Origin of the sequence: Puia sp., from assembly GCF_035546395.1 — a bacterium.
Taxonomy (GTDB): domain Bacteria; phylum Bacteroidota; class Bacteroidia; order Chitinophagales; family Chitinophagaceae; genus Puia.
The window spans coordinates 191402-213722 of sequence record NZ_DASZXR010000016.1 but is presented as its reverse complement, the minus strand read 5'-3'; the positions used below and the strand labels follow the sequence as shown (position 1 = coordinate 213722).

General features: G+C 55.7%; 18 protein-coding genes. 7 read left to right on the top strand and 11 right to left on the bottom strand.

Translation table 11 applies throughout. From position 1 onward, the window contains the following. Nucleotides 1-8: 8 nt before the first annotated feature. The 6 genes from VHE34_RS21940 to VHE34_RS21915 all read right to left on the bottom strand — a co-directional run bounded on the left by VHE34_RS21940 (nucleotide 9) and on the right by VHE34_RS21915 (nucleotide 6514). Nucleotides 9-1547: a DNA polymerase Y family protein gene (locus tag VHE34_RS21940; RefSeq protein ID WP_325591873.1), complete on the bottom strand. Its 1539-nt coding sequence runs from the start codon at nucleotides 1545-1547 to the stop codon at nucleotides 9-11. Beyond that, on the bottom strand, nucleotides 1465-2235 hold the full coding sequence (locus VHE34_RS21935) for an Error-prone repair protein ImuA (RefSeq protein WP_325591871.1): 771 nt from the start codon (nucleotides 2233-2235) through the stop codon (nucleotides 1465-1467). Before VHE34_RS21935 ends, VHE34_RS21940 begins: the two co-directional genes overlap by 83 nt. A gap of 368 nt (nucleotides 2236-2603) precedes the next feature. After that, the gene (locus tag VHE34_RS21930) at nucleotides 2604-3191 is read right to left on the bottom strand and encodes a GNAT family N-acetyltransferase (protein ID WP_325591869.1); all 588 of its coding nucleotides are present in this window, start codon (nucleotides 3189-3191) and stop codon (nucleotides 2604-2606) included. Continuing rightward, nucleotides 3188-5371 (bottom strand): alpha-galactosidase, encoded by a 2184-nt coding sequence (locus VHE34_RS21925; protein WP_325591867.1) that lies wholly within the window; start codon nucleotides 5369-5371, stop codon nucleotides 3188-3190. Before VHE34_RS21925 ends, VHE34_RS21930 begins: the two co-directional genes overlap by 4 nt. Before the next feature lie 28 nt (nucleotides 5372-5399). Beyond that, nucleotides 5400-5618, bottom strand: a complete 219-nt coding sequence (locus tag VHE34_RS21920; protein WP_325591865.1) for a hypothetical protein — start codon at nucleotides 5616-5618, stop codon at nucleotides 5400-5402. Between the two features lie 38 nt (nucleotides 5619-5656). Then, complete coding sequence (locus VHE34_RS21915; RefSeq protein WP_325591863.1) at nucleotides 5657-6514, bottom strand: hypothetical protein; 858 nt, start codon at nucleotides 6512-6514, stop codon at nucleotides 5657-5659. A gap of 65 nt (nucleotides 6515-6579) precedes the next feature. Here VHE34_RS21915 and VHE34_RS21910 point away from each other — a divergent pair, with 65 nt between their 5' ends. The 4 genes from VHE34_RS21910 to VHE34_RS21895 all read left to right on the top strand — a co-directional run bounded on the left by VHE34_RS21910 (nucleotide 6580) and on the right by VHE34_RS21895 (nucleotide 11778). Next, entirely contained in the window at nucleotides 6580-8007 is a 1428-nt protein-coding gene (locus VHE34_RS21910) for an L-serine ammonia-lyase (RefSeq protein ID WP_325591862.1), read from the top strand. Next, complete coding sequence (locus tag VHE34_RS21905; protein WP_325591860.1) at nucleotides 7961-8389, top strand: energy transducer TonB; 429 nt, start codon at nucleotides 7961-7963, stop codon at nucleotides 8387-8389. Before VHE34_RS21910 ends, VHE34_RS21905 begins: the two co-directional genes overlap by 47 nt. Before the next feature lie 89 nt (nucleotides 8390-8478). Next, nucleotides 8479-9315: an alpha/beta fold hydrolase gene (locus VHE34_RS21900; RefSeq protein ID WP_325591859.1), complete on the top strand. Its 837-nt coding sequence runs from the start codon at nucleotides 8479-8481 to the stop codon at nucleotides 9313-9315. Between the two features lie 72 nt (nucleotides 9316-9387). Then, a complete protein-coding gene (locus VHE34_RS21895; RefSeq protein ID WP_325591857.1) occupies nucleotides 9388-11778 on the top strand; it encodes an ABC transporter permease in 2391 nt (796 codons plus the stop codon). A 348-nt stretch (nucleotides 11779-12126) separates the two neighbouring features. On the opposite strand, the gene mqnE is transcribed toward VHE34_RS21895, so the two are convergent. Beyond that, nucleotides 12127-13302: an aminofutalosine synthase MqnE gene (mqnE, locus tag VHE34_RS21890; protein WP_325591855.1), complete on the bottom strand. Its 1176-nt coding sequence runs from the start codon at nucleotides 13300-13302 to the stop codon at nucleotides 12127-12129. An 84-nt stretch (nucleotides 13303-13386) separates the two neighbouring features. Between mqnE and VHE34_RS21885 the strand changes: the two genes are divergently transcribed. From VHE34_RS21885 to VHE34_RS21875, 3 genes are read left to right on the top strand one after another with little or no spacing between them, the layout of a single operon-like run. Next, the gene (locus VHE34_RS21885; RefSeq protein WP_325591854.1) at nucleotides 13387-14637 is read left to right on the top strand and encodes a nucleoside permease; all 1251 of its coding nucleotides are present in this window, start codon (nucleotides 13387-13389) and stop codon (nucleotides 14635-14637) included. A gap of 5 nt (nucleotides 14638-14642) precedes the next feature. Then, nucleotides 14643-15623 (top strand): hypothetical protein, encoded by a 981-nt coding sequence (locus VHE34_RS21880; protein WP_325591852.1) that lies wholly within the window; start codon nucleotides 14643-14645, stop codon nucleotides 15621-15623. 21 nt (nucleotides 15624-15644) lie between these two features. Continuing rightward, nucleotides 15645-16424, top strand: coding sequence for a hypothetical protein (locus tag VHE34_RS21875; RefSeq protein ID WP_325591850.1), 780 nt, complete (start codon nucleotides 15645-15647; stop codon nucleotides 16422-16424). Between the two features lie 45 nt (nucleotides 16425-16469). Here VHE34_RS21875 and VHE34_RS21870 read toward each other — a convergent pair whose 3' ends face one another. The 4 genes from VHE34_RS21870 to dnaE all read right to left on the bottom strand — a co-directional run bounded on the left by VHE34_RS21870 (nucleotide 16470) and on the right by dnaE (nucleotide 22027). Continuing rightward, on the bottom strand, nucleotides 16470-17501 hold the full coding sequence (locus VHE34_RS21870; protein ID WP_325591848.1) for a hypothetical protein: 1032 nt from the start codon (nucleotides 17499-17501) through the stop codon (nucleotides 16470-16472). Nucleotides 17502-17518: 17 nt separating this feature from the next. Then, on the bottom strand, nucleotides 17519-17833 hold the full coding sequence (locus VHE34_RS21865; protein ID WP_325591846.1) for a hypothetical protein: 315 nt from the start codon (nucleotides 17831-17833) through the stop codon (nucleotides 17519-17521). 117 nt (nucleotides 17834-17950) lie between these two features. Then, nucleotides 17951-18268 carry a thioredoxin gene (gene trxA, locus VHE34_RS21860; RefSeq protein ID WP_325591844.1) on the bottom strand — a complete coding sequence of 106 codons (318 nt, stop codon included), beginning with the start codon at nucleotides 18266-18268 and terminating at the stop codon, nucleotides 17951-17953. Between the two features lie 120 nt (nucleotides 18269-18388). Beyond that, entirely contained in the window at nucleotides 18389-22027 is a 3639-nt protein-coding gene (gene dnaE, locus VHE34_RS21855; RefSeq protein WP_325591842.1) for a DNA polymerase III subunit alpha, read from the bottom strand. Nucleotides 22028-22321: the final 294 nt, after the last annotated feature.

Genomic DNA, 22321 nt, shown 5'->3' with positions numbered 1-22321 from the left:
GTATTCCATCAAGCAAAGAATCCGTGGATGAACCACTGTGGCGAATGATCGTCGCGATAATGGCCGCTGCGGAACAGCCAGTATCTTCCCCCTGATTCGTCCTCTACGGTGTAGTAGTCGCGGTGGGGGCCGGCGTCCGTCCACCATTCCCGTTCGATGCGTTCCGGTCCGTCTGCCTTTGCTGTCTTGTGGAGGACGCCTTTGTAGCGGAAGAGCATGGGCGGATAGTCGGGTATCGGCGCCGTCACCTGGATGGGTTCGGGGTGGGGGAGCAGTTGTATGGGCCGGGGGCGGTCTGTCGGCCAGGACGTCGATGGCGTTTCCCGGAGATCAGTCGATTCCCGGAACGACCTTTCCGGCCAATATCTTTCTTCCGGCAGATAGCGGTGGATCACTCCGGCGCCGAATTTGCCGGTGAGTCTGTCGAGTAAGGCGGCGAGGCCGTTGTCTTCGAGTCCCGCGGATCCCGACCAAAGGGTGGTCTGCGCCGGGGCGGCGTCTTCTACTTTCGGCGCTTCGAGGATAAACAGTTCGATCCCCAATGCCGGCTCGATGGTGGCCAGCCGGATCTCGAAAAGCGCGAACAGGTGATTCGCCTGGTGGGTCGCTCGTGTCGTGCTGATCTCGATGGACTCCATTTTCCCATCCACCCGGTACCCTTTGAACACCGCGGTTCGCAGGCCTTTACCTTCCTGTTGAAGCCGCTCGCAGAGCTGGTTCAGCAGGCGTTGCAACGCGATCTCGATCCCCGTCCGCGTTTGGATGGGTTCCAGACAGGGCAGGCGCTCCGTAAAGGCCTCCACGGGGCAGATCGGCTCCAGGGATTCTTCGGCGTGACCCAGCGCCTGGTCAAGACGATGCAGCAGCTGAGCTCCAAAGCGGCGCCGGAGTGCGCCTCGCGGCATCGATATGAATTGGTCGATCCGTGCAAGACCCAGTTGTTGCAGGCGTTCGGTTGTCGCCGCTTCGATGCGTAATGCCTGGCAGGGTAGGGGGCCGAGTGCGGCTGCCTGGCCGTTTGCCGCAATGATCGGGTATCCCTTGCCGTAACGTGCTACCGCCCACGCGGCGAGCATCGTGTCCGCCATCGCGCCCTGCACGTGGTAGCCGATCGCGCGTAAGCGTTTTAGTATCTGCTTCAGGTAGGGCTCTTCGCCGCCCCAGAGGTGGGGGCAGCCACTGACATCGAGAATGAGACCGTCCGGCCTCTCCGCGCCACCCGATCCTCCGACGCCATCGGCTCCGTCAACCGCCGTCACGGGGGCGAACCGGATACACCATTCCCCAAGTCCCCGCAGCAGCCGCATTTCGCGCCCCGCCTTATCTTCCATCACAACCAGCTCCGGCAGCAGCGCCCGGGAATCGGCGACCACCATGCCCGGGAAGAGCCCTTCCTTTTCCGCCTCGGGGCTCGCCGCCGTGATCACCACCCGGTTATGGTCTTTGGCCGAGAGCACGACGGGTTTACCCCGCAGCTCCGGCTTGCGAATAACCAACCAGTCTGTTTTGAGATGCGGGAAGTAGAGGGAGACAAATCGTTTGTTCATGATCGGTAATTTTGAAACCTGTTTCATTATTCCATTCGGCGATCCACTCGCCGGGCCGGCCGTTACGGACCTTCAGCAATTCCACTTTCCAGCGGGGGAACCCCACACCCGGCATTTCCCCTTCCGGTTCACTCGCCAGCAGGCCGACCCTCCACCGCGCCACCGCCGCTACGGTCCCCAGGTTCCTCGGCTGATGCCGTACCAGGAACCCCGTCACCCGGCTTTTCTCTACGGCCAACTGCAGCTTGCGCGAAGCGGTAAAGTCCAGGTCGCGGATCTCCCCGACGACGGCCGCCAGGCCTTCGCACTTCAAGGCTTCCTCCATCGCCCAGATCGCATCCTTCTCCCGGGCCAGGTCCACAAAAACGATCTTGTCCGGATCGACCCCGAAGCGTTTCAACGCCGGGGGAAACACCGTCCTTCGGGTGCCGATCCAAATACCCACCCCGCCATCCCGCATCAGCGGCGCCAGCAACGCCGCCACGAACCCACCCGTCGCCGCCCAATCTTCGGGCGAGGCGCTGATCAGCTCGTGCACCGCCCCCGCCGGGAATTCGCCCCGGGGGAAAGCGGCCGCCACCGGCCCAAGGCCCATATCCACGCGGGCTCCCGCCGTTGGTGGCCGGAACCCCTGCAAGGGAAGCAATTCCTCCTGCAGCCGGCGGATAAGTTCTCGCTTCGCGATCATAAATAAAGGGTGTGTTTCCAGAACAAAAATACTAAATAAATTAGCATATTCCAACCCGATCCTCCCAAAAAATTTCTGCTTATTTTTGGCAATAAGACTATATATTTATAGTTTTAATTCTATATGAGCGCTAAAAAGAAGGCCTGTGGCCTCCATTATATTTGAACGCTTGCGACAGGTTGTTTAAGGGTCAAGACCATCACCTACAGGGTAGGGGTGGTCTTTTTTTTATCACAGCGGGGTTCGTTATCTTTCTCCCAGGAGGCGCTTATTCTTTTGCGATCGGCTATCGGCCGGCTTTGGAATCGGTCAGAGACTGGCCTTGCCCGTCTTGAGATCAACCGGCACGGATACGTGTTCAAGCGCGATCAGCCAGTGGCCACCGATGTTCCGATAGCCATCGGTAACCCGGACCGTCCGGTCGACCGGCTGACCTTTGATGCATCATCGGATGCGGCCGCCATCGAACCAGGGACTAGCTGATTGGCCAATACCACCGAGGTTTCGATCTGCCGCAGGGGAATTTTCCAATAGTTCCGCAGGAGTCTTTCTTTCTCTTCATAAGAAACCAGGGTGAAACCATGTTTTTGATAGAAATGGATCGCCCAGGTTGCGTCCGCCCAGGTACCGATCAATATTGGTTTTGTCGTCAGTTTGGCGAGATGACTCAATAATTTTCCGCCGATACCTTTATTTCTGGCAGTCGTTCGGACATAGGCATGCCTGATCAGCGTCACATCCGCTTTATTCTGGATTCCCATGACACCAATGATTGTGTCGTCTTCACGGTAACACCAAAATCGTACGCCGTCGGCAATTTGTTCCCGGAGTTCGCTCTCGGGCATGTAGGGTTCGTGCCACCTGTCTTCGGGAATAATTCCTTTGTAGGCAATGGCTGCATCGTTGATGATGGCCCAAATGTCTTGAAAGTCCGATTGCTTGCTTAGTTCGATCATCCCGGGATTGTTTTCAATTGGAGAACCACGCTGGATCGATCCGCATGAACCTGTGGATCAAGCCCTACCTTCATGAGGTAGTCGCCGGAATACAGCTTCCCGTCCTCGCGGCCCGCCGGGGCGCCCGGATACCGGTTCACCTCCTGCACCCGGTATTGTCTTGCAGGGTCCAACCCTTTTAATCTCACAGGCAGCTTATTACCGGCATCATACCGGTTGTTGACGAGATAGTTGAATAGCACCGCCGAAGAGCGTGCGGAGTCGACATACAGGATGGACGCGCAGTCGGCCTTATACGGATCGGCGAGGCGATACACATCACCCTGCCAGATGACCGGCTTGATCTCGTTGTAAAGTTTCAAAGCGCCCTGGCAAAAGGCCAGGTCGGTGGCCGGTAATTTGCCGACGGGGATGTCGAAACCCAGTTTCCCCATCATTGCGACGTCGATGCGGAATTTCAAAGGCTGATGGCCCCAGTTGGTGACGTGATTGGCGCTGGCGATGGCCGGATAGAAATAGGAATATTCCCATTGGATAAAGACCCGTTCCAGCGGATCGGTATTGTCGCTCGGCCAGTATTCGGTAAAATAGCTCAGAGCCCCATAGTCGACGCGACCGCCGCCGCCCGAACAGAGCATCATCGGAACGGTGGGATATTTCGCCCGGATGCGGTCGAGCACATGGTAGAGCCCGCGGACATAGTCGACATAGAATTGGGATTGACGATCTTTCAGATACACCGAATACGCATTATAGATAACGGCATTGCAATCCCATTTCAGATAAGCCAGGCCGGGATTCTTGATGAACAGCGAGTCGATGATGTTATAGACGAAGTCCTGCACCGCCGGGTTGGCCAGATCGAGCACGAGCTGGTTGCGATAATATTTCTCTTCGCGCGCGGGTTGTTTGACGACCCAATCCGGGTGCCGGAAATACAGCTCGCTCCTGGGGTTTACCATCTCGGGCTCCACCCAGATGCCGAATTTCACGCCGTCCTGCTGCGCTTCCTTTACGAGAGCTTTGATGCCATTGGGTAGTTTGCGGCGGTTCTCCTGCCAGTCCCCGAGACCGGCATGATCGTCATTCCGGGGATATTTATTGCCAAACCAGCCGTCATCGAGCAGGAAGAGATCGACCCCAAGGTTTTTCGCGCCTTTTATGAGTCCGCGGAGGGTGTCTTCGTTGAAGCCGAAATAGGTGGATTCCCAGTTGTTGAGCAGGGTCAACCGGTTCCCCCGGCCGTCTACGATCTTGTAGTCCCGGGCCCAGCGGTGCATCCGGCGGCTGGCGTCGCCCTTGCCGGTGGAAGAGAACGTATATACAAACGCCGGGGTGGTAAAAGTCTCATTCGGTGACAAAACATAGGGGGAAGCATAATTGTTGATGCCGGCGATGATGCGCAGCTGGTCGTTGGGATCCACTTCGAGATCGATCCGAAAATTGCCGCTCCATTCCACGGAGCCATAAAGAACGCTGCCTTCGTCCTCGCCGGCCGGCTTGTCGAGGGAGACCATGAATACGGACGGCCCGAACAGGTCGGCGCGGGTCCCCAGCTTCGTGTCGATCGTCTTTATACCATGCGTAAGCCGGGTCTCCTCCGGCTGCATCTCTCTTGCCCAATCGCCGTGGTATTGCCTGAGCCAGTAACTGCCGGCCCGCAGGCAGAGATTCGCGGAGGCGTATTTATCCAGTACGATATTGCCTTTTTCATGATTGACGATGCGGCTCCACTGTTCGACGACATCCTCGTTGGCGAAGACTTTATAGAATAAGGTGACTTCGACGGCGTAGACCGGATCTTTCAGGGTGATCGTGGTGAGCGAGACATTGTTTTTTTCCACGCTCGTACTATGACTGACATAGCGCAGGTCGAGCGACCGGTTGCCATCGGCGTGCGTGATGGCGATGGCCGGTTCGGCCAGGCTGGTCGATCCCGCGGGCGTATAGGCAGAAGAAAGAATGTCTTCGGCGTTGCGGTAGGAGGCGCCGGTTTGCCCATAGTCTTTTGTGTCGGCCAGGCGCTCGCCCATATAGCTGGTCAGGAGGCGCCCGGAAGCGTCGGTGTGCAGCACGAGGGCATTATGAGCCGTGAGGATGGGGATGGTCGTTTGGGTGGCGGCTGCGAGCGGTGCAAGGAAAATGGCGAGGATCGTCGCCCGGTGGAGATAGCGGTTCATGCGACGAATATAATCGAATTTGGCCGGATCAGGAGCCTCGGCGGTTGCCGCTTACCAGCAGAACGATCCCTCCCAGGACCAGGATGCCGCCCGCATACGGTGGCCAGTTGACCGTATGTTGCTTGTCTGCCGAGACGTGGACCGGACCTGCGTCGATGACCTTTTCCCGCCGCGTATAGGAAAAGCCGGTATAGATAAGCATCAGGATGCCGAGAACGAGCAAAACAATCCCCAGGGTTCTTTTCATGACGTTTACTGTGAGTATTTGCTAAAGTCATGCCACGGCTATGGACGATTCCTCAGCAAAAGCGCGAAATCATCGGGATTATTGATGATCACATTATGCTCCCGCGGGCTATGCACGAATAATATTCGATTGTTCCTGATCACCGCACTATCCGTCGACACCTCTTCCGACAGTCCGAAAGGCACCTTATCCCGCCGCAGTTGCAACATCATCGAATCACTCATCTTGTCCGGTCCATAACCGGTATTGGTAAACCAATGAACAAAATGATGGTCGCCGGCTTCTGCCCATTGGGTGAACGTGTTCATCCGGCCGTAAAGGGCGTCGAACAGAAATACTTCATCCACCGGCTGCTGTCCATGCTCCAATATGTCCGCTATGACGGAATAAGCTCCGCTATGACCGGCCAGTACGACATGGCCTGCGACGGCGTTGGCCGGTACGGCCTTGTTTCGTTTTAGTTCACTCAAAATGTCCGCGACCAACAGCTTGAACATGCCGTCCTGTCGCATCTTTCCGCCATAACTATCCGCCGCATTCTTCGCCGCCTCCGGCAGTACCAGCACGGCGTCGCGTCCCGAAGCTGTGAATTGCCGGGCCAGGCCATAGAATTGGAGAGCCGTATCGATGTTATTGTGCCAGCCGTGGAACCAGACGACCAGGTCGACGGTTGGCCCTGCATGCAGGCCTTTCGGGATCACCAATAACACGGAGCTGTCATCATAATGTCCCGCCCGCGGCAGCTGCTTACCGTCGCCGTCGAGGTGTCCCCGATCCCTGGCCGTGTCGGGAAAGCAATTGTGCGATGAGGTAAAATGCAGGATTTTGCAGGCCTCCTGGGCCCTAAGCCCCGCCAGGACAGCAGTGCTCAATAGTATTGTCAGCAACACTTTCATAGGTGTTGAATATACACAATAAATGTCCTTAAAAAACGTCATACCTTCGCAAAAAGTCACCATTCTTGCCACACGAATCCATCTCCGTCTTCGACATGTTCAAAATAGGTGTCGGCCCCTCCAGCTCTCATACCCTTGGACCCTGGCGCGCCGCCCAGCGGTTCACCGATTCTATAAAAGCCGCCCATGGCCTTGACAAGCTTCAGTCATTAAAAGTCCTCCTCTATGGCTCTTTGGCCAAGACAGGCAAAGGCCACGGCACGGATATCGCCATCCAGCTCGGCCTTGCCGGCGAAGACCCCGTCACCTTCGATCCCGGCAATATCGATACCGCCATCGAAGAGATCAACACGCTGAAACAACTGAGGGTCCGCCGGGAGAAGTTTATCACTTTCGATCCTGCGTTGGATATTACCTTCCTCTACCGCGAGACCTTACCCTATCACCCCAACGCCATGACCTTTCTCGCCGAGTGGTCCGATGGGCATCAACGTGCCGAGACCTGGTACTCCATCGGCGGCGGATTCGTAAAAAAGGAAGGCGAGGACAATGCCGCGGGCACAGCCGTTCAACTGCCTTTCCCCATCGATACCAATAACGATCTCCTCCATTGGTGTCGAAAGACCGGTCTCAGCATCTCCGAGGTCGTGATGGAGAATGAAGCCGCCTGGCGCCCCGAGGCCGAGACAAAGGCCGGCGTGCACAAGATCTGGACGGTGATGCGGGATTGCATCTATCGGGGCTGTCACGCCGAAGGCGTGCTCCCCGGCGGTTTGAATGTCAAACGCCGCGCCGCCGATCTCAATCGCAAGCTCATCGGCGCTAATATCTATCATGACTATGACGGCTGGATAGAAGCCATCCGCAAGGGCGGCAACAGCTTTAAATATACCCTCGACTGGGTCTCCTGCTTCGCCCTCGCGGTAAACGAAGAGAATGCTTCGTTCGGCCGGGTTGTCACCGCTCCGACCAATGGCGCCGCCGGGGTCATCCCCGCGGTGTTGCAATACTATATCGCCTTCTGCGACGGCTACAAGGAGGACAAGATCCTGCAATTCATCTTCACCGCCTCCGAGATCGGCAGCATCTTCAAGAAAGGCGCGACCATCTCCGCAGCGATGGGCGGCTGCCAGGCCGAGATCGGCGTCAGCTCCGCCATGGCCGCGGCCGCGCTTACCGAATGCGTCGGCGGCTCCCAGCGGCAGGCCATGATGGCCGCCGAGATCGCCATGGAGCATCACCTCGGGCTCACCTGCGATCCCATCGGCGGCCTCGTCCAGATCCCCTGCATCGAGCGCAATACGATGGGCGCGATAAAAGCCATCACCGCCTCGCAGTTGGCGCTTCAAAGCACCCCCGACTTCGCGAAGGTCTCCCTCGATGCGGTCATCAGCACGATGTGGAATACGGCCCAGGATATGAACAGTAAGTATAAAGAGACCTCGGATGGCGGACTCGCGGTGCAGATACCGCTGGGGCTTAGCGAATGTTAGCTTTTATGGATTTACCTGGGTTATGCATCTGTTAAATATGAGATCTTTTTTGTCGGGCCTTTTTGTCTGTTTTACGCTAATTACTACCGGGCAACATCACCTGGATACCTGTGGTCAGGTATTTAGTATAAAATATCCCAAAAAGGCGGAACAAATGAAGACATCCGGTACGGTGATAGTTGAGGTGACCGTCAATGACGATGGCACGATGTCCAATGCAGTTGTCATCCAAAGCGTGGGCTATGGCTGTGATGAAGAAGCCCTCCTGGCGGTGAAGCGAATGATGGACAAGCGAAATAAATGTATCCTGAGGTATAGATGGTCGGGCGAAACGAAGAGAACGCTTAAGTTCCCATTCACATTCAAGGCCCCCGAGGATTAATATCATCCGCTCGTCAGGATCTGATCTGGTTAAAAAATGCAATTCTGCATCTGTTCTGGATGTTCGCCTGACGTTAATTTTGTCCCACTATGCCTACAAAACAGATTCGCGGGATTGCCCTCGCCTATGACGATTTCGGACCTGCCGGGACCAGACCCCTCGTCTTCATCCACGGCCACCCCTTCAACCGCAGCATGTGGGCCGGGCAAGTGGCCCACTTACAAAACGACTTTCGCCTCATCCTTCCTGATCTCCGCGGTTATGGCGGTAGCGGCGTCACCACTCCGCGCGTTCTCCTCGATGAAATGGCCCTCGACATCATCCACCTACTTGACGAGTTGAACATCACCAACGCGACTTTCATCGGCTTGTCGATGGGCGGCCAGATCGTCCTCGACCTCTGGCGTCTCATCCCACATCGCTTCAACGGAATGGTCATCGTCGACTCCGACGCAAGAGCCGAGACCTCCGAGTCGGCCGCCCGCCGGCTTGCAACGGCCGAAGAGATCATCAAGGTCGGCATGGTCAGGCACACCGATGAAACGATCCACAGATACATCGCAAAGGCGTCCATGGACAACCCCAATGTCTATGAGCCGCTGTATAAAATGATGAGCACCACCAACCCCGAGGGAGCCGCCGCCGCACACAGGGGGAGGGCTATCCGCCGCGACCACACCGACATTCTGAAGAACATCGCTGTCCCGGCGCTTATCGTCGCCGGCTCCGAAGACTTCTTTACGCCGACGCCTATCGCAAAGCTTATGAGCGACAATATCCCGGGCGCGCAATTGGCCGTAATCGACGGCGCCGGCCATCTCCCCAATATGGAGGCGACCCAGGAATTTAACCGGCGGCTGGAACAATTTCTTTCGGACAGTGCTTGTATCAAAACCGCACAAAAATATCCCCTGGCGGAAAGATAATTGGTTGATACGCAGTGTTCAGTAAATCCGGCACCTCTTTCGCGCCGGGAATGGTAACCAACGATCTTTACCATGTTCCGCAATTATTTTCTCACTGCGTGGCGCAATCTCCAACGCAACAAAGCTTATAGCGCCCTCAACATATCAGGCCTGTCTATCGGCATGGCCGTCGCACTCATCATCGGCCTTTGGGTCGACTATCAATACTCCTACGATCGCTTCGTTCCTGATCACGACCTTGTCGCCCAGGTACACCTGCGCTTCGTCCGCAATGGGGATGCTGACCAGATGAGCGCCACGCCTTACGGCCTGTCCGACGAGCTGCGCAAAGAGATCCCTGGCATACAATACACCGCCCATACCGACTGGATGGGCGATCATGACCTGCTGGTCGGAGAGAAGAAGGTCTTTATTTCCGGCGCCCAGGCCGAAGCCGATTTCTTCAAGATCTTTCCCTATCCGGTCGTAAAAGGGTCGCTCGCCGGCGCACTGGATGAGCCTTATTCCATCGTCCTTACCGAGACCACGGCCCGATCGCTTTTTGGGGATGCCGATGCGATCGGCAAGCCGGTCCGTTTCGACAACGAGAACAATCTCATCGTAAAAGCCGTCATCGCCGATCTGCCGGCCAATTCCACCTTCGGCTTTCACTACGTCGTTCCCTTCAGCTATTATACCCTTGCGAGGGACTGGGTGGACAAGGCCGCCCGATCGGGTAACTGGGACAATAAAGCCTTTCAGACCTTTGTGAAGTTCCAGCCGAATATCAATGTCAAACAACTGGAACCGAAGCTGACGGCGCTGGTGAAAAAATACAGTCCCGACGACTATCGGGTGGCAAAGACCGAGATCTTCTTCCATCCCATGACCGCCTGGCATCTCTATTCTGATTTCAAGAACGGAGTGCAGGAGGGCGGCTTCATCGATTATGTGCGGCTCTTCAGCGTGGTCGGCGTTCTGGTCCTGCTTATCGCCTGCATCAACTTTATGAACCTGGCGACGGCCCGCAGCGAGAAACGCGCCCGGGAGGTCGGCGTCCGCAAGGCCATCGGGTCGCAGCGCCGCGACCTGATCATCCAGTTTCTCATCGAGTCTCTCGTCATCACTACCTTTGCAGCCGGTGTGTGCCTGGTCCTCGTCCAGCTGGCGATCCCGGCTTTCAACCATCTTACCGCCAGCAGTATCCGGGTGCCCTACGAAAGCCCTTTCTTCTGGTCACTTGTCGCGGGGTATGTGCTGGTCACCGGCCTGCTGGCCGGGAGCCGTCCCGCGCTATACCTCAGCTCCTTTCGACCTGTAAGCGTCTTGAAAAGCACTTTTCGAGCGGGACGCAACGCGGCGCTGCCGCGAAAGCTGCTCGTCGTGCTGCAGTTCACCTGCAGCGTGGCCCTTATTATCAGCACTCTTCTCATTTACAGGCAAGTGCAGTATGTAAAGGACCGGCCCACGGGTTATAACGCCGACCGCCTCGTGCTTATCGACGCCGAAGACCGGACCATGACCCGCAATTACCCGGCGCTTCGCAACGAACTCCTTGCCAGCGGTCTTGTATCTTCCGTAACCATGTCCTCCAGTCCCGTCACCCAAATTTGGTCGTGGGCCGGGATAAAATCGTGGAGCGGTCAAAACCCCGGTGAAACCCTCGGTCTTGCCGAGATCGATATCAGCGACGACTATTTCAAGACCATGGGCATGCAGTTCACGGCCGGGCATGGCTTTTCGGGAAATCTCGCCGCCGACAGCCTCAACGTCATTCTCAATGAGGCCGCGGTCAAACGCATGCGCTACAAAGAACCGATCGGTCAGGTCATCAATCTCTACGACCAGGACCGGAAGATAAAGGTCATCGGCGTGGCAAAGGACGCTCTTATGCTGAGCCCCTTCGATCCCGCCGAACCGACAATGTTTGTGTTCGATCCCAACGCTGGTCACATCGCCTTCCGGCTTGCTCCCAACGTGGGTGTCCACGCCGCCATGGAAAAAATCGGCGGCATCTTCAATCGCTACAACCCCGCCTATCCTTTCCTCTTTCATTTTGCCGATGACAGCTATGCGCAGAAGTTCAACCTCGAGGTGCTGGTCGGTTCGCTCGCGGGCCTCTTCGCCGGCCTGGCCATCTTTATATCCTGCCTGGGATTGTTTGGGTTGGCGGCCTATATGGCCGAACAGCGGACGCGGGAGATCGGCATCCGCAAGGTGCTGGGGGCGTCTGTCGCGCAACTATGGCTTCTGCTGACAAAGGACTTCATCGTGCTGGTAGCCATCAGCTGCATCGTCGCGACCCCGGTAGCGCTTTATTTTATGCATAACTGGCTGGACAAATACAAATATCATATCGACATCGGCCCCGGCATCTTCCTGCTTGCGGCAGCCGTCGCCCTGGTGATCACGATCCTGACCATCAGTTTCCAGGCGATCCGCGGTGCGACGGCTAACCCGACGCGGAGTTTGCGATCGGAGTGAACCGGCGCCGAAACCCGCCAAATTCGCGTCTACCAATAAATGTTTTTCATTGAAATAAACTCACAGATAATCAGTTCGTTCTCCGATTCGAGAAATACGATGACGTATTTCTTCTTATAGGGAACGCATTTGTATCCCACTTTCTGATCAGCTTTTTGCTATGGGCCCGCGCTTCTTTCAGCGTGAGAGTCTTCTCGGGTTTGGTTTTTAACGCCGCCTTTTTTTGAAGGGCCTGGAAATTTTCCATGGGAACGACGACATATGATTTATTCTCAATTACGAGCGTAGTCATTTCTTTGAAATTTAATCTAATATACAAACAATGCCGAAGATTTCATAGCCGGCGCCCTAATTTAAACTCGGATCCTGCATCATCTGATCCAGGTCATCATCCTTATAATTCCGGATCTCATGATACAATGTATCGCGCTCTACCGGCTCGCGGCCGACCTGCCGGATGAGGCTGACCAGTTGCGCCGTCGATAAACTGGGCGTCTGCTCCTCGCTCCCGGCCATGGAATAGATCTTCGTCGTATCATCGATCGTCCCATCCAGATCGTTCACGCCGAATGCCAGCGACAGCTGCGCATTCTGCCGGCCCAGCATCGGCCAGTAGGCCTTCAGATGCGGGAAATTATCCATGTACAACCGCGCCACTGCGTATAGTTTCATGTCTTCCACCACCGGGGATTCCGGAACATGGCTCATGTCGTTGTCCTTGTTGCGAAACTTCAGCGGGATAAAGGTGTTGAACCCACGGGTCCTGTCCTGCAGCTCGCGCAGCCGGTTCATGTGATCTATCCGGTGTGCATAGGTCTCGATATGTCCGTACAGCATCGTCGCATTCGTATGCATCCCTTCGCGATGGGCCGCCTCGTGAATAGCCAGCCAGCCATCCGCATCCACTTTGTCCGCGCAGATCACGTTGCGCACGTCCGGGTGGAAAATTTCCGCGCCACCGCCCGGCATCGAGTCCAGGCCGGCGGCATGCATCCGCCGCATTCCTTCTTCGACGGACACCTTGGCCTTCCGGAACATATAGTCCAGCTCCACCGCCGTGAATCCCTTGATATGGAGGTCCGGCCGGTGCGCCTTGATCTTCGTCAGCAATTCCATAAAGAACTCCATATTCATCTTCGGGTGGACGCCGCCGACGATATGTACTTCGGTCACCGGTTTGCCGTCGTAACTGCGCACGATATCCAGCATCTGCTGCTGCGTTAGTTCCCAACCTTCATCCCGGTGAGAATACACCCGGGAGTAAGAACAAAAGTTGCAGGTAAACACACACACATTTGTCGGTTCGATATGGAAATTCCGATTGAAATAGGTCTTGTTCCCGTGCAGCCGCTCGCGGACCCCATTGGCCAGCGCCCCCAGGAAGGGTAGGGAGCCTTTCTCGAACAGCAGGATACCCTCTTGCGGGGTGATCCGCTCCCCTGCATTGATCTTTTCGCCGATCCGTTGCAGGTCCCTGTCCGTCGTTTTCAACAAAAAATCCGATCCGGATGTCATTGTATTCATCCCGCAAAAATACTGTATCTTCCGGGTTTGTACGAATCATAAATTTGTACGGATCATAAAATTGTACGGGTCAAAAATATAGACATGGGTATCAAACTCCGCCTCACCGTAATGAACTTCCTCGAATTCTTCGTCTGGGGCGCCTGGCTTATCTCACTCGGCGGGTATATGTTCAATGCCCTCCACTTTACGGGCACGCAGATAGGCGCTATCTACGGTACCATGGGTATCGCCTCTATCTTCACTCCCGCGCTCTTTGGGATCGTCGCCGACCGATGGATCAACGCCGAGCGGGTTCTGGGTATCTGCCATGTCGTCGGCGCCGCCAGCCTGCTCTGGGCTTCCACCCTGCACGATTTCAATACCTTTTACCTCGCCATGCTCCTCAACTCGGCGTTCTTCATGCCGACGATCGCGCTGAACAACACCGTATCGTATATCATCCTCGAAAAGCGGGACTTCAATATCGTCAAGGATTTTCCACCCATCCGCGTATGGGGAACCGTAGGCTTTGTCTGCGCGATGTGGTTGGTCGATCTTTCGGGTAGCGGCCTGCAGCCTGCCCAGCTGTACATCAGCGCCGGCGCCGGTATCTTCCTCGGCATCTATGCCTTCACCATGCCGCCCTGTGCGCCGGTACCCAATATGACCAAGCGCAGTTTTGCCTCCTCCCTCGGTCTCGATGCCTTTGTGCTCTTCAAGAACAGGAAGATGCTCATCTTTTTCGTCTATTCCATGCTGCTCGGTTTTGCGCTGCAGATCAGTAACGCGTTCGCCGATGGATTTATCAACGATTTTGCAAAGGTCCCCGAGTATGCCCAATCCTTTGGCGTGCGCCACTCGGTGCTGCTCATCTCTATTTCGCAGATCTCGGAGACCCTCTTCATTCTGACGATCCCGTTCTTCCTGCGGAGATTCGGCATCAAACAGGTCATCATCATGAGCATCTTCGCCTGGGTCTTCCGGTTCGGATTGTTTGGCTTCGGTAACCCGGGTGCAGGGCTGCCCCTGTTGGTGCTGTCTATGATCGTTTATGGGATGGCTTTTGACTTCTTCAACATCTCCGGGTCGCTCTTCGTCGAACGCGAGGCCGATATCAAGATCCGCGCCAGTGCGCAGGGGCTCTTCATGCTGATGACCAACGGCTTTGGCGCATGGATCGGCACTTATATCAGCGGCCGGGTGGTCGATCATTACACCACCAATGGCATCCGCGACTGGCACAGCATCTGGATCAGCTTTGCCGCCTATGCGCTTGTGCTGGGTATCACCTTTCCGCTGGTCTTCCGGTATAAACACGATCCGGCCACAGCCACCACCGCCTTTCAACACTAAATGCCATGAAAATTCCTGCCTTTATCCTCGCCCTGCTGGTCGCGCATTGCGCGGTTGCCCAATCCGACACCGCCAACTGCCCGCGTACCGACCTCTCCAATGGCCCGCTCCACGCGCGCTTTTACCTGCCCGACCCCGTAAAGGGGTTCTACCGCTCCACCCGTTTCGACTGGTCCGGCGTCATCTATGCCCTCGACTATAAAGGCCATTCGCTGTTCGGCAAATGGAACAGCCGCTACGACCCGACGCTCAACGACGCCATCATGGGTCCCGTGGAATCCTTTACCCCGACCGGCTATGACCAGGCCCGGCCCGGCGGCGCCTTCCTCGAGCCCGGCGTCGGTATCCTTACCCGGCCCGATACCGCCCGTTATTCCCCCTTCCGTTATTACCCGATCGTCAATACCGGCTACTGGAACATCACAAAGGCTCCCGGCGCCATCGCTTTCCGGCAGGACCTCAACGCCGCCGGGTATTCGTACGTGTATATCAAGACGATCACCCTCGACGCCAATAATGCCAGTATGACGATCACTCATACCCTCAAGAACACGGGCGCCCAGGCCATCGAGTCCGACATCTACAACCATAACTTCTTTGTCTTCGATACTCTCGACACCGGTCCCGGACGGGTCCTGAAACTGCGCTGGACACCCGTCGCCACTCCTTCAGACCCCGCGATGTTCGATACCCTCGCCGCGGTACAGGGCGACTCCATCATCATAAAAGAGCCGTTCGCGCCAAGACGCTCCTTCTATACGATCCTCACAGGCTACAGGAATGACGCCGCCGACTACGATCTCCGGCTGGAAGAACGGCGAGGGAAAATAGGCGTCCGCATTCGCGGCGACCGTCCGCTGGTAAAGCTCGCCTATTGGGCCTCCCTGAAAACGGCCTGTCCCGAGCCTTTCATTCATATAAAGGCAGGGCCAGGCGAGACCACCACCTGGGTCCTCACGTATGATTTCTATACCCTGAATCCGTAATTTTCGGTATATTAGTGCACCATGAGACATCTGCTTCCGATATTGGCCCTGGCCTTCGCCGTCGATGCAAAGGCTCAATCCTCGCCGGAAGCCATGTCCATAGACAACGCCATCCAAACGCTGAGCAGCGCGGCCGGCAGAAGGATCAACAATGGCGAAAGCTTTGTCAATTATCATGGGGACCGCGAACCGCCCAAAGGGTCCCGCCTCCTTTTCGACCCCTGGACCCGGGGCTTTGTCATCGGCGTTTACGACACCGTATTGAAAGATCCCAATCTTTTCCTCAACTACGACAAGATCACCCACAACCTGTATCTCACTTTCGATGGCAAGACGATTGTAAAGGTGGAGACCGGACAGGCCCGTGAACTTCATTTCGTGGAAGATGGGATACAAACCGTGCTTACCCGGGTCGACGGGATCGATCCGGATGTCTTCTTCCAGCGGCTCAGCGACTCCGCCGGCGGATCCCACTATGTACTCTACCGGCTCCTTAAGACGCAGTTCCGCCGGGCCGACTATCATACCGATGGCCTTGTCTCCTATGGCAATAACTACGACGAATATGTCGACAGTTACGAGTATTTTATCGTCATGCCGGGGGGCCGGGAATTCGCCCCGGTAGAATTGAAAAGCAGGTCTCTCCGGCAAGTCCTCGGCCCCCGGGCGGCGGCTAACTGCAAGAAAAAGATCGACGAAGCATCCCTCGTCGATGTTGTCAACCGGCTCAACCTCGATCGATCGGCGGCTACCGGTAATGCGGCATATCTGCGTCCGCAAACCTCTTCTCCGTCTCGTTAAAGTCGTTCACCGCCGCCGTTCTTGCACCCCTACAATAGAGAATCGTCACGAATACCGCAACACCGCCACCATCTCGCCCCCGGCAGGCATTTTTTCACGGTCTTCGACATACGCCTGACCTCCGTGGAGTATGGTCTGCACCACCAATTGGTTAGTCAGGCAGTCGTCTCCCGGCTGCTCTTCCGTGTGGATCACCGGCTCTGCGGGCGCGGACGCATATTTGCCCCATAATGAAGTCCCCTTCGCGAGGAATAACTGCGCCACCCGGCCTTCGAAGGCCGCCCGGATCACATCCTGTGGAAAGCTGGTCACCGGCGCCGTTCCCTTGTCCAGATGATTGCGCACCGTGTCCCGCCATTGCGCCTCGAAATAATCCTGCATTTTCTCATGTGCGCGTGTCGTCAGCTCCGACAGTGGAACCCGGTCGAAATTGCCGGACAGCTCGGCTTTTATCACATTAGGATATTTCGTCACGTCACGAAATATTCTTAGTTCATAATCCACTCCTGCGAGCAACAAGGGGATTGGTTGTGTAGCCAGGCCTGCGGCCTGTAAAGTTCGGTCTACTTCCTGGAAATACCCTTCGATACCGGGTTGGGTCACGTCGTCCGTGCCGAGGGGCATCCCGGGGATCTTCACCTGCTGGAGATTGTATCCGCTACCCCGGTACAGTTGCGCCCGGTGTTTGCTCAGTGTCAGTACAAAATATTCGTCTTCCCCGCTGATCATCGGCTTCAGGGGCGCGAGGATAAAGGAGGTGTGTACATGCACTTCGTTGCCCGGATCGTAGGGCAACTCCACGAGCGCATGACAATCCGGCGCCAGAAACAGCGCCAGGCCCTTCGGCTCACGGCGCCAGAATGCGGCGTCGTTCACCAGCCATACTGCCGGCACGAGGATCTTGTCGATGACTTCGACGATGCCTAACTGCTCCATCTGCCGGCGAGCGTCCCGCAGGGCATTCTTCAGGGGCAGACCGTCCTGCCAGCCCGGGCCGCCCAGGTATATCGACACGCATACGTCCGCCGGGTATTTTGCAAGCTCGACGAACTTGTCCCGCAGATGTTTGGGTTCCATCGTCGAGATCTGTTGCGTCAGTCCTCCTGACCCGTCTCCGGCTCATTTCCTTTCCGCCCGATCACCCCGGTCCGTGACCAGGGCTCCTCGCCGATTACCTCTCCTTTTTCGTCCTTCAGTTCGCGGCCCGTCCGCCCGTGTTTCGGCTCGTCCTGCTGCTGCTCGTCCCGGGGTATCTCTTTGTCCCTTTTCTTATTTCTATTCCGGTTGAGGTGACTGATGTGCTCGTCACCGGCGAGTTCATCTTTCAATTCCTTATTCGTCTCTTCCTTGCGCGTATCGGAGGGTTTCCCCTTCGGCGGGTGATACTTCCCATGGATATCTTTTGGCATAACGAAAATTTCCTAAAATCGCCACAAAAAAAGGGCCACAGGCCCTTTGGCCGAAGGCCCATCATAAAATAAAAACCCGTGCAAAGCACGGGTCCGATAAAATGTACAAAAGGTATTTTACAGATGCGATTCGATTTTCTTTACAAAATTCGATTTGGGTTGAGCGCCAACCAGCTTATCGACAACCTTACCGCCTTTGATGAACAGGATGGCAGGAATGCTTGTGATGCCGTAATTGATCGACAGCTGAGGGTTATGGTCGACATTTACCTTGCCCACATTGATCTTCCCATCATACTCCTTGGACAGTTCCTCGATCACCGGCCCGATCGCGCGACAGGGACCACACCATTCAGCCCAAAAGTCCACAATGGTCAACTTGTCGGAGGAGATCACCTTGTCCTGGAAGTTTGTATCTGTTAATTCTAAAGCCATAATTGAGAGTTTTTTATGTTTTGTGATTATTTTACTATTGCAAATGTCCGCTTAATTATCGACTTCGTTGGTCATTTTCCCGACATTCATTCCAAGACGGCGGAGCCGCCACAAGGACAATTATGTCGTGACAACCTGTACCTCCACTTCCGGCGTCTTTTCCAGAAAAGCAGACATTTCGTCATTCATCTCAAAACCCTGGCCCATACTGAACAAACTCACCCGGGCATGTGATTTGGACTCTACGATGTTGAATTTCAACCCCGATTTCCCCGGATACTTCTTCACATTCCCTTCCATGAACCGTACCAGCTCCTCGTTGACAAACCGCGCTTCCACATCCACGATCACCTGCTTGGTTAGTATCGGCTTAATGCTTTCCAGCAGCATCATCTTCTCGATCTTGAACTCGAACTGGTTGGTATTGAACCTCGGCTTGAAGCTTCCCGTCAAAAACAGGTTCTTGCCCTTCTCGAGGTAGTTGCTACAGCGCGCATAGTCTTCGCTCCAGAGCATGAATTCCGCCTTACCGGTATAGTCCTCGATCGTCAGCACCCCGAACTGCTTCCCATTTTTGCTCACCCGGTGCTGTGCATCTACGACAAGCCCCGCCAGCCGGTAGGTCTTTCCGGGGTTGGCCTGCAGGCCGATCGCGTCCTTTATCTCGTTGTATTCTCCCAGTTGGGTGATGCCGTAGTGGGTGATCTCGAACTTGAAATGGTCCAGCGGATGACCGCTCATGAACATCCCCGTTACATCTTTCTCGTGGTCGAGGAGTTCCGTCAGCGACCAGGGCTCGCAGGGCGGGATCTTCGGCACGGCGATCTCGGGCATCGTCAGCTCGCCAAAAAGGCTGTTACTGGTTTGGTTGGCGTTGGTTTGATAGACGTTGCCGAATTTGATGATCTTCTCCAGGCCCGTCGTCGTATCCCCTTGCGGGATATTGAAATACTGCGCCCGGTGCAGCTCTTTGAAACAGTCGAAGGCTCCTGCGTAGGCCAGGTTTTCCAGCGTCTTTTTGTTCACCGTCCGCTGGTTGATCCGCTTGATCATATCGAAGATGGACGTGAAGTTGCCGCCCTTTTGCCGTTCGCTGATGATCCCTTCCACTGCCGCCTCGCCGACGCCTTTCAGGCCGCCGAGACCCACGCGGATCTCGCCGTTCCGGTTCACCGAGAAACCTTGTTTCGATTCGTTTATATCCGGTCCCAGTACTTTCAATCCCATCCGCTTGCATTCTTCCATAAAGAAGGTGATCTTTTCGATGCTGCCCGCATGGTTCAGCACGGCCGCCATGTATTCGGAAGGGTAGTGGGCCTTCAGATAGGCCGTTTGATAGGCTACGAACGCATAGCAGGTGCTGTGGGATTTGTTGAAGGCGTATTGAGCGAAGGCTTCCCAGTCCGTCCAGATCTTCTCCAGGGTCTGTGCGGCAAAGCCCTTCGCTGCGGCGCCCTTTACGAACTGGCTCTTCATCTTGTCGAGGATCGACTTTTGTTTCTTACCCATCGCCTTTCGCAGCACGTCCGCATCGCCCTTGCTGAATCCCGCCAGCTTCTGCGCCAGCAGCATCACCTGTTCCTGGTAGACGGTGATCCCGTAGGTGTCTCCCAGGAATTCCTCCATCTCCGGCAGGTCGAAAACGATCGGCTCGCGCCCGTGTTTCCGGTCGATGTAGTTGGGGATATAGGCGATGGGGCCGGGCCGGTACAGCGCGTTCATCGCGATCAGGTCGTCGAATTTATCCGGCTTGAGGTCTTTCAGGTATTTCTGCATCCCGGGCGACTCGAACTGGAACGTCCCGATCGTCTCGCCTTTTTGATACAGTTCGTAGGTTTTCGCATCGTCCAGCGGCACGTCGTCGATGACAATATCCACCCCATGGTTCTCTTTGATCAGTTCCAGCGCCGTCTTCAGGATGTTCAGGGTCCGCAGACCCAGGAAGTCCATTTTGATAACCCCGGCCTCTTCGATCACGCTTCCTTCGATCTGGGTCACCAGCAGGTCCGAGTCCTTTGCCGTACACACGGGCAGGATCGTCATCAGGTCGTCCGGCGCGATGATGATGCCTGCCGCGTGCAGGCCCGTATTGCGGACGGACCCTTCCAGCCGCTCGGCTTCATGCAGCACCTTGCTGCGAATATCATCGCCGTTATAGATATCTCTTAATAGCTTTACGTTTTGTAATTCATCGGGGCCGACGCCGTCCTTCTCTTCCAGCGATTTCTCGCCTTCCTTCGGTGTCATCGGCGCATGCAGCACCCGCTTCAGTTCGATCCCCGGCCGTTCGGGCACCAGCTTGGCCAGGGCGTTCGATTCGGGGAGGGGCAGGTCCAGCGCCCGCGCAACGTCTTTGATGCTCATCTTGGCGGCCATCGTACCATAGGTGACTATCTGCGCCACCTGGTTCTTGCCATACTTTCCTACGACGTAATCGATGACCCTGCCGCGGCCTTCATCGTCGAAGTCCGTATCGATATCGGGCATCGACTTACGATCGGGGTTCAGGAACCGTTCGAACAGGAGTTTGTATTTGATGGGGTCGATATTGGTGATCCCGATACAGTAGGCGACGACCGACCCTGCTGCACTTCCGCGGCCCGGGCCGATGAAGACTCCCATATCCCGTCCTGCCTTGATAAAATCGGATACGATGAGAAAGTAGCCGGCGAAACCCATCGTCTTGATCGTGAACAATTCGAAGTCCAGCCGCTCCTGGATCTCGGCGTTCAGATCGGCGTATCGCAGCTTCGCCCCTTCGAAGGTCAGGTATTTCAGGTATTCCCACTGGTCGAGGTTGCTGTCGTTGTGTATCTGGAACTCTTTGGGAATGGGGAAGGCCGGAAGGAGGATGTCCTTCTTCAGGTTCAGCACTTCGACCCGGTCCACGATCATATTGGTATTGTCGATGGATTCCGGGACGTCGCTGAACAGCGTCTTCATTTCCCCGGTTGTCTTGAAATAAAATTGATCGTTGGGGAATTTGAACCGCCGGTTCTTCGTGTTCAGGTCGTCGTTGACGATGTCGTCGTAACCCGGCGTCGACTGTTTTTCCCCCGTATTGATACACAGCAGTATGTCGTGGGCGTTCGCGTCGTCCTTATCGGTGTAGTGGCTATCGTTGGTCGCGATCACCGGCACGCTGAACTTTTTGGCAAATCCCAGCAGCACCTGGTTGATCTTTTGCTGTTCGGGGATGTTGTGGCGTTGCAGTTCGATGAAATAGTCTTCGCCGAAGAGGTCCAGCCACCATTTGAACTCCTGTTCGGCCTTTTCTTCGGACTCGTGCAGGATGGTTTGCGGCACATAGGCCCCGATACAGCAGGTGGTGGCGATCAGGCCTTCGTGATGTTTTAGGATCAGTTCCTTGTCGATGCGGGGATACTTGCTGTAGAGTCCTTCGGTGTAGCCCAGCGAGGTCAGCTTGATCAGGTTCTGGTAGCCTTGTTTATTCTTTGCCAGCAGGATCTGATGGTAGCGTTCGTCCCGCTGCTCTTTGGTAAATGTTTTTTTGAATCTGTCTGCCACCACGTAGAACTCACAACCCACGATCGGCTTCACCTTCAGTGTGCCATCGTCGTTCTTGTGTTTATAGGCTTCCGACACGAATTCAAAGGCTCCGAACATATTGCCGTGGTCGGTGATGGCGAGTGCGGGCATGCCGTCTTTGATCGCCTTCCTGTAAAGGCTCTGGATCGATGCCGCCCCGTCCAGCAGCGAAAATTGCGTATGGGTATGAAGATGGGAGAATTTGCTCATAGGACCTGCAATTAACTAACAAAAACCGACAAAAATCGTTCACTCCCAGGTGGGTATGTCACAATCTTTCCACAGGTTAAACGACCCCGAAAACCTCTTCCGGATCGAGCTCGAATCCGGGTAGGATAGGAGTCGTGAGAACATTTTCGTCAAACAAGGGACGCGCACCTTCGTAACGGCCATCGGGATTGAGGATATAGAATAGCCAAAATCTTTAGGAAAGCGGGCGCCCGCATCCAATTCCCGGCAGGCCCCGGGCGGTATTCATCCCAACCCGATCGGATTTGGCAATAT